Below are 13,708 nucleotides of genomic sequence, written 5' to 3' on the forward strand. Positions count from 1 at the left end.
CATCCGTGGATAATTGGATACAAAAAGTCAAAAGGTGCCGCCATGCAATTCGCTCCCGCTTACGCTGACCGCCCACCCCTGACCGCCGAGGAGGAGGCTTACAACTTTCTCCTCGAAGCGATCTGCTGTGGCCGTTATCGCAAGGGCGACCGGCTGATTGCCGAGGACATCGCCAGCGAAATCGGCATGAGCCGCATGCCGGTGCGCGAGGCCTTTCGACGCCTCGATGCGCAGGGCCTGGTGACGCTACGACCCAATCGTGGGGCGATTGTCAGCGGGTTGGATATCGATGAGTTGCACGAAGTGTTCGAGATGCGCAGCGCCCTCGAAGGCCTGGCGGTGCGTGTGGCCGTGGCCCATATCGGTGAGCGCCAACTGGCAGCCCTGAAGCGCCTGCTCGACGAAATGGATGACTACCGCGACGAGAGCGCCGAATGGGTCAGCCGCCATCGCAAGTTCCATGAGTACCTGTGCAGCCTCAGTGGCCGACCACGGTTGCTCAAGCAAATATCGGCCCTGTATTCGCTGATCGAGGCACCTATGCGCCTCTGGCTGCAACACGTCGACAAACCCCTGAGCGCGCACGAGGAGCATGCGGTGATCCTCGATGCAATTCGCGCCGGCGATGCCGAACGGGCGGAGGCGGTGGTGCGCGAGCATATCGAGGGCACGGTTCCCGAACTGATCAAGTTTTTGCAAACAGGAAAATAACGGGCCAAAGCCCGACCCGTGCGGTGATTTGTTGCGACTTGTTGTGACTTTGAGTACTGCCCCCAGATTTTCAGCCACCCCAGCCATCCCCGAACCCAAGCCGTTCTCAGCCGCGTGCTGTGATCTTTCCCAAGGAGTTGAAGATGCGTTTATCGAGTCTTGCTGCAGCGTTTTGCATGGCCGCTGTTTTGCCCCAGGTACAGGCGGCCGAACAGGAACTGAAGTTCTACAACTGGTCCGACTACATTGCGCCCGACACCTTGAAGAATTTCCAGCAGGACAGCGGCATCAAGGTCCAGTACGACATCTTCGACACCAATGAAATGCTCGAGGCCAAGATGTTGTCCGGGCATTCGGGCTATGACCTGGTGGTGCCTTCCAGCCAGTTCCTGTCCAAGCAGATCCGCGCCGGCGCCTACCAACCCTTGCAGCGCAACCTGCTGGGCAACTGGAAGCACCTCGACCCGCGCCTGATGCAGCGCCTGGAAGCCGCTGACCCGGGCAATAAATACGCCGTGCCGTATATGTGGGGCACCGTGGGCATCGGCTACAACGAGGAAAAAGTCCGCGCCGCCCTGGGCAAGGACGTGGTGCTTGATTCCTGGTCGATGGTCTTTGATCCGGCCAACCTGGCCAAGCTCAAGAGTTGCGGCGTGGCTTTCCTCGATGCACCGGTGAAGATCATTCCCCAGGCCTTGTTGTACCTGGGCCTGGACCCCAACAGCACCCAACCCGATGACTACAAAAAGGCCTCGGCGCTCCTGATGAAACTCAGGCCGTCGGTGACCTACTTCAACTCGTCGAAATACACCGCGGACCTCGCCAACGGTGATATCTGCGTGGCCATCGGTTATTCCGGCGACGTGATGCAGGCCCAGACCCGGGCGAAGGAAGCCGGGAAAACCGTCGACATCCGCTACCTGCTGCCCAAGGAAGGGGTCAACCTGTGGTTCGACATGCTGGCCATTCCCAAGGATGCCGGCAACACGGTGGGTGCCCACAAGCTGATTGACTACCTGCTACGCCCCGAAGTGATCGCCCCGGTCAGCGACTACGTGGGTTACGCCAACCCGAACAAGGACGCCACCGCGCTGATGGACCCCAAGGTCAGCGGCAACCCGGGCATCTATCCCGGCGACGACGTGATCGCCCACACCTTCGTCTCCGCCGACCTGCCAGACCCGATACAGCGCCTGATCACCCGCGAGTGGAACCGGATCAAGTCCGGTCAATGAATTGACGAGTGTTTGCCATGTTGAATTTTTCTGCCCACGAATATCCCTATCCGTCCCAGCGCCAGAGCGTGTTCGCCCGTCGCGGCATGGTCGCCGCCTCGCAACCGTTGGCGGCGGAGGCGGGGATTGAAATCATGCGTCAGGGGGGCAACGCCATCGATGCGGCGATTGCCACGGCGGCGGCCCTTACCGTTGTTGAGCCTACCGGCTGTGGCCTGGGCGGTGACGCCTTTGCACTGGTCTGGACTCAGGGCCAGTTGCATGGCTTGAACGCTAATGGGCATGCCCCGGCGGCACTGAGCATCGAGGCGGTGAAGGCGGCAGGTCATGCGCAGATGCCGTTGTATGGCTGGACGCCGGTCACCGTGCCTGGTTGCCCTTCCGCCTGGGCTGAATTGTCCCGGCGTTTTGGCAAGCTGCCGTTCGCCGATCTGCTGCAACCGGCCGTCAGCCTGGCGCGTGACGGCTTCCCGCTGTCGCCGGTGGTCGCCCATCAATGGCAGGTCGCCCTGGATGAGTTCAGCCCCCACCGCGACGCGCTGCTCGAGCCCTGGTTCGAGACGTTCCTGATCGACGGTCGCGCCCCCCGGGCAGGCGAACTGTTCCGCAACCCGGCCCAGGCCCGCACTCTGGAGGAACTGGCGGCCACGCAATGTGAAAGCTTTTACCGCGGCGCGCTGGCCCAGCGCCTGGATGCCCACTCCAGAGCCACCGGTGGTTACCTGCGCGCGACGGACCTGGCCGACTACCGCGCACAATGGGTCGACCCCATCCACATCAACTACCGTGGCGTCGATGTCTGGGAAATCCCGCCGAGCGGGCAAGGCCTGGTGGCGCTGATGACGCTGAAAATCCTCGAAGGCTTCGATTTCGACCACCGCGACAGCCAGCAGACCTGGCACCGTCAGTTGGAAGCCATGAAGTTGGCCTACAGCGACGGCCTGCACTACATCACTGACCCGCAGCACATGCGCGTGGCCGTGGCTGATCTGCTCAGCGATGACTACAGCGCTCGACGCCGTGGGCAGATCGGCGAGCAGGCGCAACCGCCCGCGCCTGGCGACCCCCATGCCAGCGGCACGGTGTACCTGGCCTGCGCCGATGGCGAGGGCAACATGATTTCGTTCATCCAGAGCAACTACCACGGTTTTGGTTCCGGTGTGGTGCTGCCCGACAGCGGCATCGCCTTGCAGAATCGCGGGCAGGAATTCAGCCTCGATCCGATCCACGCCAATTGCCTCGCTCCAGGCAAGAAAACCTTTCACACCATCATCCCCGGTTTCCTGAGCAAGGACGGCCAGGCCCTCGGCCCGTTCGGCGTGATGGGTGGCTATATGCAGCCTCAGGGGCATGTGCAGATGGTCATGAACCTGGTGGACTTCGGCCTCAACCCGCAGGCCGCACTGGATGCGCCGCGCTGGCAGTGGCTGGGCGAGATGAAGGTCGGCATCGAACAGGGCGCTTCCCGCGACCTGGCCAACGCATTGGCCCGGCGCGGGCATCACGTGCAGATCGCCAGCGACCTGACCGACTATGGGCGCGGGCAGATCATCCTGCGCGATCCGGTGACGGGTGTGCTGTGCGGGGGGACAGAACCGCGGGCGGATTCGCACATTGCGGTGTGGTGATCTCAGCCCCTGTAGGAGCGAGCATGCCCGCTCCCACAGGGTGCCCTTTATTGCCTGGCGTTCTGGCTGTGGCGATAATCACTCACTGATTCATACACCGCCTTGCGCAGGCGATTGATTCCGCCAATCGGGCGGTGCGCCTCAAGGCCGAACCACGGGTTGAACGACAGGTTGTCGCATTTCAGGTTCTGCGCCGGGGTGTCGAAATCCTGGGCGGGCAGGGTGATGCGGGCCACGGTCTGGAACGGCGCATCGGCCTCACGCCACTCGACACTGGTGTCCTCGATCGGCATGTATTTGTTCGCGTCCTGGCGCTGGATCTGCAAGACGAAACACGCCGGCACCCGGTCGGTGGAGAGTTGCTGCGTGAGGGCGCTACGCAGGAAGTTCGGCAGGTCGTGATTCTGCTGGGGCAAGGTGTAGGCCGGGCAGTTGTCCGGATCCGGCGCGACCCTGAACTTTGCATTGCCCTCGCCGAACTTGTACGGCGACACGGAAAAATAGGTGGTCTGCGTCGGGCTGTCCGGTGGCGGCGAGAGCGTCGCCAGGGCGATGAACAGGTGGCGGACCTGCCAGGTGCGCGGGTCCCAGCCAGGGAAGAACGCCATGACCTTTTTGCCGTCGGCCTGCGCCGCCACGTTCTGACGGTATTCGGCGACATCGCTGACAAAAAAGTTCGGGTGGCTGAACATCACGAAGTCCTGTTCGCCCTGGTCCTGGCGGTTGGCGAGCAGTTGTTTGCCCGGCACATCCAGCAGTTTGATCGCCATGCCTCGGGCGTCACGGATGCTGTCGAACTGCGGATAGGCGTTGCCGTTGGACAGGCGCAGGGTGGCTTGCCAACGTTTGCCCGGCTCGCTGAACACGCCGCGACGCAGGTCCTGCGCCAGTTCCGGCAACACCTGCACTTCGGCCTTCACGCAGCCATGGGCCTTGGCGTGGGCATCGCGCAGGTAGCGGGTGCTTTCGCGGTGTTGATCGACGATGCGCACGGCGGTCTGGATCACGTCCCGGGTCATGGCCGCTTCGCCTTCGGGGATTTGCTCTCGCGAAGGCACCGGGCCTCGGTGTTGCCAGGCAAACCAGGCGCTGGAAACCGCCCAGCCAAGCAGGCCGATCACCAGCGTCCACAGCAAAATCCTGCCGAGCAAGCGCCCCAACCGCAACCAGAGCCTGGCCAACAGCGGCAATTCCTTTTTGAACGTGGTCATGATCATGGCAGTTGTGTCTCCAGCGGGCCGCCCAGCACCTTCAGGTATTCAAGCAGCGCCCAGCGTTCCTCGGGTTGCAGCAACCGGCCAATCACGCCATTGCCCCGTTGGCCGGCGCGGAATTCATGGCCGCTGTTGCGGTTGCCAGTCATGCGCGTATCGAACACGAAGCCGTTGTCGAAGGCTTCCGTGCGGTAGCCCAGGTGCCGTGGGTCGTACTCGAAGGTGCCCCGGTAGAAGGTGGTGGCGCGTTCATCCTGTGGTGAGAGCAATTGATAGATGCTCGGCACCGAGCCGTTGTGCAGGAACGGCGGCGTGGCCCAGACACCCGCCAGCGGGCGGGCTTTGTACGCGACTTTTTCGCGCACGCCGATGGGCAGGCCGAAACCGTCGAACTGTGGTTTCTCGACAGCCGTGATCCCGGCGTCGCGGTAAGCGCGGTTTTCGACGAAGGCCGTGACGTAGGCCAGGCCCTTGGCCACCGAGAGTTGGCTCAAGTCCAGCGGTTCCTTGGGCTCGGGGTCCAGCTTCACGTCCAGCCTGGCAAGTTCCGCCGGGTCCCATTGCAGGGCGGTCAGGTCGAAACGGTGGTTGGCGATGTTGTTGGCAGCGGTGGGGTCGGTGCCGATGACATCGACCGGCAGCATGTGCAGATGCTGGACCCAGCGCTCGCCTTCCTGCGTCACTTTCGGCACGTGACAACCAGCGCAGTTCTCTGTGAACAGCACGCGGCCCTTGGCGGCCAGCGGTTTATCGACTGCGCCCAGCAGCTCCTCCGGCCAGGCTGGCGGTTTGAGGCGTTGCAGGGTTTGTTCAATCAAATGCAGATCACGCACCCTCACGCTGGAGGGGTAGCGCTCGTCGCCCATGAGCGGCTGGCGGTTTTCGTCGAAGAAATTCAGCGTGGCTCCCACCCCCAGCGCTTCGCCGATGTTGCGCGCCATGGGTTGCTGCGCCGAGCCGTTCCACTGCACCCAGTCGAAGGTCCACATGTCCCACAGTTGCGGGTAGTCCACCGGTGCGTTGGCCACCCGGTAGTTGGCGGGGGAGATCGCGTCGCCAAAACTGGCGTTGGCAATGCGGCCGAATGCGTCGGTGCGGCCAGGGCCTTCCTCGGTAGGGTAAAGCCCACGGTGGGTATCGTTCCAGGCCACTTTCAGGAAGGTGTCGAGGGACTTTTTGAAGTCCTTGCGCAGTTGCTGCTGTTGGCTGTCGTAATCCTGGCCCAGGACATTGCGGGCGAAACGCTCGAACTTCCAAGGGTTGTAGTAAGTAGATGTCAGACTGGCGACCAGTGCTTGTCCGAAACTGCCACCACGTAATGTAGGAACGCTGGAGGGCAATACATGTTGCGCCGTGCCGCCGTCAATACGGATCGCCTGGCCTTTGAAGCGCAGCTCGCCGGTGTGGCAAGCGGAACAGGTAATATCCAGAAATTCATCTTTGTTGCCGGGGTTTTTATGCCGGGCGAAGCCCACGGGCAGGTTGCCGGGGTTGTCGGGCGTGGCTTTCTGGCCGGGGTCGATGAGGAAACCGAAACGTGCCAGGTACTCCGGCGCGGCGAATCGTCGCTCCGAGAAGGGCAATTCGAGTGCGGTGAACCACTCATAACGCAGGCCTTTGACTTGCGTGCCCTGGGGGGTGAAATAGTAAGTCTGGCGGTCGCTCGCGCTCCACTGCTCCAGATAATGCACCTGTTGTGCAGGTGACCATTGCGGCAGTTTCGGGTTGGCGACGTAATACAGGACCACCGCCAGGACCACGCCCAGCAGCGCCACGATCAGAATCAGCAATCGGTAAAAGAGGCGCAAGTTAACTATCCTTGTCGATTTATCGCTTCCTTATGCCTGACCTATAATTTTGCGGCAAGTGGCCATTACGCCGGAGATGACGCAAGTCAGTGACAAACGAAGTGCCTTGATGACATAAGCTTCATCATCCAATTATGGAAATGCGTTAAAACACCTGAACTTATCAGTAACATCCTGTTCTCATCCCGGTAGCCATTGGTCGTGGCCGCCTGATAAGCTCGCGGCTTTACTCGATTGCCCTTTTGGCGCATGAACAAGGAAATAGCATGAAACAGCATCGGTTGGCGGCGGCGGTGGCCCTGGTTAGCCTGGTACTCGCGGGTTGTGATTCGCAGACCAGCGTAGAGCTGAAAACCCCGGCGCAAAAAGCTTCCTACGGGATTGGCCTGAACATGGGCAAGAGCCTGGCTCAGGAAGGCATGGATGACCTGGACTCCAAGGCCGTTGCCCAGGGCATCGAAGATGCCGTCGGCAAGAAAGAGCAGAAGCTCAAAGACGACGAACTGGTTGAAGCCTTCGCTGCACTGCAAAAGCGTGCCGAAGAGCGTATGGCCAAGATGAGTGAAGAGTCGGCCGCTGCTGGCAAGAAATTCCTCGAAGACAACGCCAAGAAAGCCGGTGTCACCACCACGGCTTCGGGCCTGCAGTACGAAGTGGTCAAGAAAGCCGACGGCCCTCAGCCAAAGCCGACTGACGTCGTGACCGTTCACTACACCGGCACCCTGACCAACGGTACCGTGTTCGACAGCTCCGTCGAGCGTGGCAGCCCGATCGATCTGCCGGTCAGCGGCGTGATCCCGGGTTGGGTCGAAGGCCTGCAACTGATGCACGTTGGCGAGAAGTACAAACTGTACATTCCTAGCGAACTGGCTTACGGGGCCCAAAGCCCGAGCCCAGCCATTCCAGCCAACTCGGTGCTGGTATTCGACCTGGAACTGCTGGCTATCAAGGATCCATCCAAGCAAGACGACGCCGCGAAATAATCAGCGTCTGTCCCGCCTGCAACGCCTCGCTTATGCGGGGCGTTGTTGCATCTGGCGCCTGACGAAGGTAAACAAAGCGAACGGATGTTGCAGCACGCAGTCAGACCCATTGAGGTGCTTGCGTACGCCGCGACGGGGCGCCAAGTCAATGAAATTCTGGGCGTTTTTATGTGTGTAAAAAACGCCCGATCTAAGCGAGGCCCTTGTGATACGGGCCTTTCAGCGGTGAAATGCAGGTCTGTTCACAAGGTTATCCACAATTTGTGTGGATAACCCTGCCGTGGGAGGAATGATGAAAGCTCCGTGGAATTTCGCTCGGTTCCTGCCGCTGGCCGGACGCCTGCTGGCTCGTGGTCGACTGCCGACGCTGCTGTTCGCCGTGGCCAGCAAAAGCGCCAGCCAGGGCAATCGCCTCGGCAAAATCAAGGACGATCTGCGCTTGTTGCAGGCATTGTGCCTGGCTTACTGGCGGGGCGAATACCGGGCCATCAGTCCAAAAGCGCTGGTGTCGGTTGTGGCGGGCTTGATGTATTTCCTCAGCCCGGTGGATGCCATTCCGGATTTCATCCCCGTGTTCGGCATGATCGATGACATCGCCGTGCTCGCCTGGTTGATGAAAGTGCTCGATGACGAACTCAACGCTTTTCGTGCCTGGCGCAAAAGCCAGGTGCCGGAGAAACTCCTGGTCGTGGAGCGACTGCCCGCCACCCCGGAACAACTGAAGTTCCAGGGCTCGAAAAAAGCCTGATTTTGTTAAGGATCATTCCTATATCCATACCCCGCGACCTTGGCCGCTGTTAGGATTACACTTCCAAGGAAAAGCACCGGCTCGTTTAGGGTCGTTGTCCTACGGGGAAGTCATGGATATTCAGATAATCACACGCGATGGTGAGCCCGAGTATGCGGTTCTGCCGTGGGCCCGATATCAGGCTTTACTGAAAGCAGCGGGCATTGACCCGCAACCACCGCAGGCCGCCCCAGAGCGTCCGTCGGCCACACCGGACCCGATTCTCCCGGGCCTGGATCAACTGCGCAGTTTACGCGAAGCACAGGGCATCGCCATCGAGGCGCTCGCCCGCACGGTAGGCATCAGCCCGTCTTATCTGGCCATGATCGAACGTGGTGAGCGTCAACCCGACGCTGCGATTCGCCGCAGTCTGGCCTGGGAATTGAAGGTGCCAGGGTGGAGGGATGAATCGTGAGCGTACGCATCAGTCGTCAACATTGGGACGGATTGCTGGGCGAGCTGGATCAGGCGCGCCGCCAAAGGCATCTGCTGACCTACCGTGCATTGCTGGAGCGTTTGCAGTTGCCGACGCCGGCCATGCAAACCCTCACGGCGGCCCTGGAGCATCTGGCCGCACTGGATGCCAAGGCTGAGCAGCCCCTGCGCAGCTCCCTGGTGATCAGCCAGGGCGCCAGTCGCTTGCCACGCACTGGGTTTTTCGAATGCGTCGAGCGTCTGGGGCGTTTTTCCGGGCCGTCTGACGGAGTCGCCGCGGCATCCTGGCACGCCTCGGAAGTTGTGCGTGTATTCGAGTACGAATACCCCGAATCGGCGGAGGCCTGAATGCTGCTTAGATTCAAGGCGCGGGCTGGCTACTGGCTTGCCCGCCGGCTTTTTCATTGGACATGGTGCGTTCGCCAGCCCCGTGTCTGGAGCTGGATGGAAAGCCAGTTTGCCCGCATGGCCAACCTGGGTAACGTCCAGGCGCAAAGCTTCTACGGGCATATCCTGACGTTCCGTGGCGTGGGGCTCGGTGCGCGGGAAGAAGGCATCCGCTTGCTGCGCCTGGCCGCGTTGGCCGGTGATGGCAAGGCGGCCTACCAAGTGGGTGTGATCAGCCTGGCTGGAAGCGCGAGCAAAGCGCCAGACCCGGTGGAGGCCGCTCGGTTCTGGAACCTGGCCTTGAAAGCAGGACACCCATTGGCCGAGATCAAGCTCAACGAATTGGCTGCTCGCGACACTGCGCAATAAATCCTTTTCCCTCTAACCCTCCCACAGGTTCAGCATTCCAGCTCAGGTTCCTGTGCGGTGAGGCTGTCGATCACGTGCACGCTGTACCCCGGAATGTTCTTGGCGTGATGCTTGGCCTGGGAAGCCATTTCTGCCAGTTGGCTGGCGTCGAGTTGTGCGCAGGCCTGTGTGTGCAGGTGGACCACGCCGATCGACAGCGATAGCAAGGGGAATTCCTGGCGCACACCCTGGCGGTTGGGGGCGATGAAGCAGCCGGCTTCCAGGTGTTCGGCGCGGTAGAAGCGTCGGCATTGGCTCTGGAAGTCGTCCAGCAGTTGGTTCAGGCGTTTGCGCCAGTCGTCCGGACCGAGCACCAGCAGGAAGTCGTCGCCGCCGATGTGGCCGACGAAGTCGCGTGAGGGATCGACGCGGTCGTTCAGGCATTGCGCCAGGCACAGCAGGACTTCATCACCGCGGCCGTAGCCGTAGATGTCGTTGAAGGGTTTGAAGCTGTCGATGTCGACGTAGCAGATCACCGATTCGCGTTGCTGTTGCAGCAAGCGGGTCAGGCATTGCTGGATCGGTACGTTGCCGGGCAGCAGGGTCAGCGGGTTGGCGTAGCGGGCCTGCTGGATTTTCAGTTCGGTAATCAGCTTGAGTACGTCGATGACCCGGCCCAGCCCCAGATAGCCGCCGTTGAGGGTGATAATGAAGTCTTCTTCGATGCGTTGCCGGGCGCGGCTGGTGATCAGGCGGCTGACCTGTTGCAGCGACTGACTCATTTCCACGGCAAGGAAATCGTCACTCATCAGCCGACTGATGGGCTTGCGGGCGAACAGGTCGGTCGCAAACGGCTTGAGCAGGGCGTCCGACAGTGAATGCCGGTGGACGATACCGCACGGTCGGCCGTATTCGTCGAGCACTGCCAGCGAGTTCAGATTGGCCTGGCGGCGGAAGGCCTCCAGTACCGTCGCTGTCGGCGTATCCCGGTCGACTGCCGGCTGCTCGTTCAGCAGGGCGCTGAGGTCGCTGCCTTCGTCGTTCAAGGCCACGGCAGCGCTGTCCTGTTTGGGCATCAGCGGCCGCGCATCCCGTGGCGGCTGTTCCTGCGGCCGGCAAAGCAGGTAACCCTGGACCAGGTCCACCCCCATGTCAGTCAGCACCGCGAGTTCTTCAGCCAGCTCGATGCCCTCGGCAATCACTTGCGCCCGGGACGCTTTGGCGATTTGCATGATCGAGCCGACAAACTCGCGCTTGAGCGCATCCTGATGGATGCCGTCGATGAAGTGCCGGTCGATTTTCACATAATCGGGTCTCAGCTCGGACCACAGACGCAGGCTCGAGTAGCCGGCACCCAGATCATCCAGCGCGATGGAGAACCCCATGGCCCGGTAGTGGTTGAGGGCCTTTTGCAACAGTTGGAAGTCGTCAATGGGCGTCTGTTCGGTGAGTTCGATGACGACCTGGCTCGGCGGTATTCCGAAATCTTCCAGTAGTTGCAGGGTGCGGCCCGGCTGGTGTGCGGCTTCGAGTAGCGATTCCGGCGACACGTTGAGGAAGAGTTTGCCGGGCAGTTGCTGTTCGTGGAAACGTCGGCAAGCGCTTTCGCGGCAGGCGATTTCCAGCTCGTTAAGTCGACCGGCCTGACGGGCGACGGCAAAGAGGGCGATGGGGGAGTGCAGCGGGCTGTTGGACGGGCCGCGACTGAGGGCCTCAAAACCAAGAATCCTGCGTTCAGAGAGGGAAATGATCGGCTGGAACAGGCTGTGCAAACCACCTTGAGTCAAGATTGAACTCAATGCACCCAGCTGTTCGGTCGTGGTCATGGCGATCTCTTGGTAAAAAAAAGGACCGGAAACTCGCTTTTTTCAAGAGAGGTTCCAGTCCTTTATTTCACGACAGATTGATGACTGTTTGATGACGTCTCAGCGGCGTCAGCATTAAATAGCCACCATCTTAGTGCTTGGCCACCGCCGTGTTGAGTTTCAGGTAGTCCAGCAGAATGCGCCCGGTCTCGCTCAGATAGGCATCATCTTCTGGTTTGACCTTGTCCGGTTCCGCCGCAGCAACGTCTTCGTCTTCTTTCTTCAGCTCTTTGAGCGGTTCTTCGCCTTTGGCCTTGCGACGGATGTTTTCCATCGCCAGTTGCTTGGCTTCGATATCGGCGTGCTGGGCACGACGTTCCGCTTCATTGAGGCTGACGGTTTTTTCCGCCATCAGTTTCTGAGCCAGGGCCAGCTTGTCGCGGATGAACACGAACTCGGCATCCTTGGCTGTACGTACGTCATGCTCGGATTTGAGCTGGGTGATGTACGGCTTGAACGGATCGACCGCCGGCTTGATGGCCGCGCGGATGGTGTCCCACGGCATGGCTTCGGGTAGAGCGCTTTCCCCGATTTCCTTGGTGTCGATGATCGACGGGTAATCGATGTCAGGCAATACGCCCTGATGCTGGGTGCTCTGGCCGGAAACCCGGTAGAACTTGGCCAGGGTCAGTTTCAGTTCGCCATGGTTGAGCGGCTGGATGGTCTGAACGGTGCCTTTGCCGAAGGTCTGGCCACCGATGATCAGCGCGCGGTGATAATCCTGCATGGCGCCGGCGAAAATTTCCGAAGCCGAGGCTGACAGGCGGTTGACCAGCAACGCCATCGGCCCTTTGTAGAAGGCGCCCGGGTTTTCATCTTCCAGGACGTCGACACGGCCATCGGCATTACGCACGAGCACGGTCGGGCCCTTGTCGATGAACAGGCTGGTCAGCTCCGTGGCTTCCTGCAGGGATCCACCGCCGTTATTGCGCAGGTCGATGACCACGCCGTCGACCTTCTCTTTTTGCAGCTCGGTCAGCAGTTTCTTGACATCGCGGGTGGTGCTTTTGTAGTCCGGATCGCCAGCGCGGAACGCCTTGAAGTCCAGGTAGAAGGCCGGAATCTCGATGACGCCGAGCTTGTAGTCCTTGCCGTCCTGTTTCAGGTTGAGGACCGACTTCTTCACGGCCTGGTCTTCAAGCTTCACCGCTTCGCGGGTGATCGGCACGATCTTGCTGGTCTGGTCGTTCGGCGCATTGCTGGCGGGGATGACTTCCAGGCGCACCACGGTGCCTTTTGGCCCGCGGATCAGCTTGACCACTTCGTCCAGGCGCCAGCCCACCACGTCGACCATCTCCTTGTTGCCCTGGGCAACGCCGATGATCTTGTCCGCCGGTGCAACCTGCTTGGTCTTGTCGGCCGGGCCGGCAGGCACCAGACGCACGACTTTCACCTGGTCATTGTCGCTCTGCAACACGGCGCCGATGCCCTCGAGGGACAGGCTCATGTTGATGTCGAAGTTCTCCGCGTTATCCGGTGACAGATAATTGGTGTGCGGGTCGTAGGACATGGCGAAGGTGTTGATGTACGCCTGGAAGATATCTTCGGCGCGGGTCTGGTCCAGGCGCGCCAATTGGTTCTTGTAGCGCTTGGTCAGGGTTTCCTGGATCTGCTTGGAGTCCTTGCCGGCGATCTTCTGGCGCAGCACTTCATCCTTGACGCGTTTGCGCCACAGGTCGTCGAGTTCCGCAGTGGACTTGAGCCAAGGGGCGTCCTTGCGGTCAATCAGCAAGGTTTCCTTGGTGGTGAAATCGATCTTGTCGACGCCTTTGTCCAGCTCGGCAAGGGCGAAGTCCAGGCGCGCCTTGACGCGGTCCAGGTAGCGCTTGTAGATGGTGAACCCGGCGTTGAGGTCGCCGCTCTTGAGGAAGTCGTCGAACTGCGTCTTCCATTTGTCGAACTCGGCGATGTCGCTGGCCATGAAGTAGCTGCGCGACGGGTCCAGCAGCTTGATGTAGCTGTCGTAGATGATCACCGAGCGCGCGTCATCGAGTGGCGGTTTGCTGTAATGATGGCGCTTGAGCAACTCGACGACATTCAGGCTGGCGATCACTTCGTCACGATCAGGCTGAAGCTTGTCCCAGCTATTGGCTGCGAACGTATTGCTCGACATCGGCATCAGGCCGATACCGATGAACAGAGCGAGGGCGGTGCTGGGGAACAGGTGCTTCATGCCGATTCGACGCAGGGACAATTGATAACGCATATTAGGCCGTCTTTGAAGTCGCCGGGTCCACGAGGGCCGGTCGCATAATGCAAAAAGCCCGGCGCTATAGCTTCGGGCTCAGTCCAGACTCACTATGGAGG

At 60.7% G+C, this 13,708-nt stretch carries 12 protein-coding genes; 8 read left to right on the top strand and 4 right to left on the bottom strand.

Going from position 1 to position 13,708, the window contains the following annotated elements; all coding sequences use genetic code 11:
* The first annotated feature begins 42 nt into the window (after positions 1–42).
* From AB4O36_RS04730 to AB4O36_RS04740, 3 genes are all read left to right on the top strand, one after another.
* Positions 43–711, top strand: coding sequence for a GntR family transcriptional regulator (locus tag AB4O36_RS04730; RefSeq protein ID WP_460141150.1), 669 nt, complete (start codon positions 43–45; stop codon positions 709–711).
* 143 nt (positions 712–854) lie between these two features.
* Entirely contained in the window at positions 855–1,946 is a 1,092-nt protein-coding gene (locus AB4O36_RS04735; RefSeq protein WP_460122049.1) for a polyamine ABC transporter substrate-binding protein, read from the top strand.
* A gap of 17 nt (positions 1,947–1,963) precedes the next feature.
* Positions 1,964–3,574, top strand: a complete 1,611-nt coding sequence (locus AB4O36_RS04740) for a gamma-glutamyltransferase family protein (protein WP_460141151.1) — start codon at positions 1,964–1,966, stop codon at positions 3,572–3,574.
* Positions 3,575–3,621: 47 nt separating this feature from the next.
* Here the strand turns inward: AB4O36_RS04740 and AB4O36_RS04745 are convergent, their stop codons facing one another.
* Positions 3,622–4,758, bottom strand: coding sequence for a catalase family protein (locus AB4O36_RS04745; RefSeq protein WP_460142109.1), 1,137 nt, complete (start codon positions 4,756–4,758; stop codon positions 3,622–3,624).
* A 29-nt stretch (positions 4,759–4,787) separates the two neighbouring features.
* The gene (locus AB4O36_RS04750) at positions 4,788–6,596 is read right to left on the bottom strand and encodes a di-heme-cytochrome C peroxidase (protein ID WP_460141152.1); all 1,809 of its coding nucleotides are present in this window, start codon (positions 6,594–6,596) and stop codon (positions 4,788–4,790) included.
* Between the two features lie 266 nt (positions 6,597–6,862).
* Here AB4O36_RS04750 and AB4O36_RS04755 point away from each other — a divergent pair, with 266 nt between their 5' ends.
* The 5 genes from AB4O36_RS04755 (at position 6,863) to AB4O36_RS04775 (ending at position 9,557) form a co-directional block, all read left to right on the top strand.
* The gene (locus tag AB4O36_RS04755; protein ID WP_460122055.1) at positions 6,863–7,579 is read left to right on the top strand and encodes an FKBP-type peptidyl-prolyl cis-trans isomerase; all 717 of its coding nucleotides are present in this window, start codon (positions 6,863–6,865) and stop codon (positions 7,577–7,579) included.
* A 292-nt stretch (positions 7,580–7,871) separates the two neighbouring features.
* Positions 7,872–8,327, top strand: a complete 456-nt coding sequence (locus AB4O36_RS04760; protein ID WP_460141153.1) for a YkvA family protein — start codon at positions 7,872–7,874, stop codon at positions 8,325–8,327.
* A gap of 112 nt (positions 8,328–8,439) precedes the next feature.
* Positions 8,440–8,781, top strand: coding sequence for a helix-turn-helix domain-containing protein (locus AB4O36_RS04765; RefSeq protein ID WP_460122059.1), 342 nt, complete (start codon positions 8,440–8,442; stop codon positions 8,779–8,781).
* Entirely contained in the window at positions 8,778–9,149 is a 372-nt protein-coding gene (locus AB4O36_RS04770) for a hypothetical protein (protein ID WP_003223109.1), read from the top strand. Before AB4O36_RS04765 ends, AB4O36_RS04770 begins: the two co-directional genes overlap by 4 nt.
* Positions 9,150–9,557 (top strand): SEL1-like repeat protein, encoded by a 408-nt coding sequence (locus tag AB4O36_RS04775; RefSeq protein WP_460122061.1) that lies wholly within the window; start codon positions 9,150–9,152, stop codon positions 9,555–9,557.
* Positions 9,558–9,586: 29 nt separating this feature from the next.
* Here AB4O36_RS04775 and AB4O36_RS04780 read toward each other — a convergent pair whose 3' ends face one another.
* The gene (locus AB4O36_RS04780; RefSeq protein ID WP_460141154.1) at positions 9,587–11,362 is read right to left on the bottom strand and encodes a bifunctional diguanylate cyclase/phosphodiesterase; all 1,776 of its coding nucleotides are present in this window, start codon (positions 11,360–11,362) and stop codon (positions 9,587–9,589) included.
* A gap of 130 nt (positions 11,363–11,492) precedes the next feature.
* Entirely contained in the window at positions 11,493–13,574 is a 2,082-nt protein-coding gene (locus AB4O36_RS04785) for a carboxy terminal-processing peptidase (protein ID WP_460126588.1), read from the bottom strand.
* Positions 13,575–13,708: the final 134 nt, after the last annotated feature.

It is taken from the genome of Pseudomonas sp. S2_E01, assembly GCF_054668365.1.

What these genes read in the sequence shown, in the direction of transcription:
- AB4O36_RS04730 (WP_460141150.1), top strand. Translation starts at nt 43, where the DNA reads ATGCAATTCGCTCCCGCTTACGCTGACCGCCCACCCCTGACCGCCGAG.
- AB4O36_RS04735 (WP_460122049.1), top strand. Translation starts at nt 855, where the DNA reads ATGCGTTTATCGAGTCTTGCTGCAGCGTTTTGCATGGCCGCTGTTTTG.
- AB4O36_RS04740 (WP_460141151.1), top strand. Translation starts at nt 1,964, where the DNA reads ATGTTGAATTTTTCTGCCCACGAATATCCCTATCCGTCCCAGCGCCAG.
- AB4O36_RS04755 (WP_460122055.1), top strand. Translation starts at nt 6,863, where the DNA reads ATGAAACAGCATCGGTTGGCGGCGGCGGTGGCCCTGGTTAGCCTGGTA.
- AB4O36_RS04760 (WP_460141153.1), top strand. Translation starts at nt 7,872, where the DNA reads ATGAAAGCTCCGTGGAATTTCGCTCGGTTCCTGCCGCTGGCCGGACGC.
- AB4O36_RS04765 (WP_460122059.1), top strand. Translation starts at nt 8,440, where the DNA reads ATGGATATTCAGATAATCACACGCGATGGTGAGCCCGAGTATGCGGTT.
- AB4O36_RS04775 (WP_460122061.1), top strand. Translation starts at nt 9,150, where the DNA reads ATGCTGCTTAGATTCAAGGCGCGGGCTGGCTACTGGCTTGCCCGCCGG.
- AB4O36_RS04780 (WP_460141154.1), bottom strand. Translation starts at nt 11,362, where the DNA reads ATGACCACGACCGAACAGCTGGGTGCATTGAGTTCAATCTTGACTCAA.
- AB4O36_RS04785 (WP_460126588.1), bottom strand. Translation starts at nt 13,574, where the DNA reads ATGAAGCACCTGTTCCCCAGCACCGCCCTCGCTCTGTTCATCGGTATC.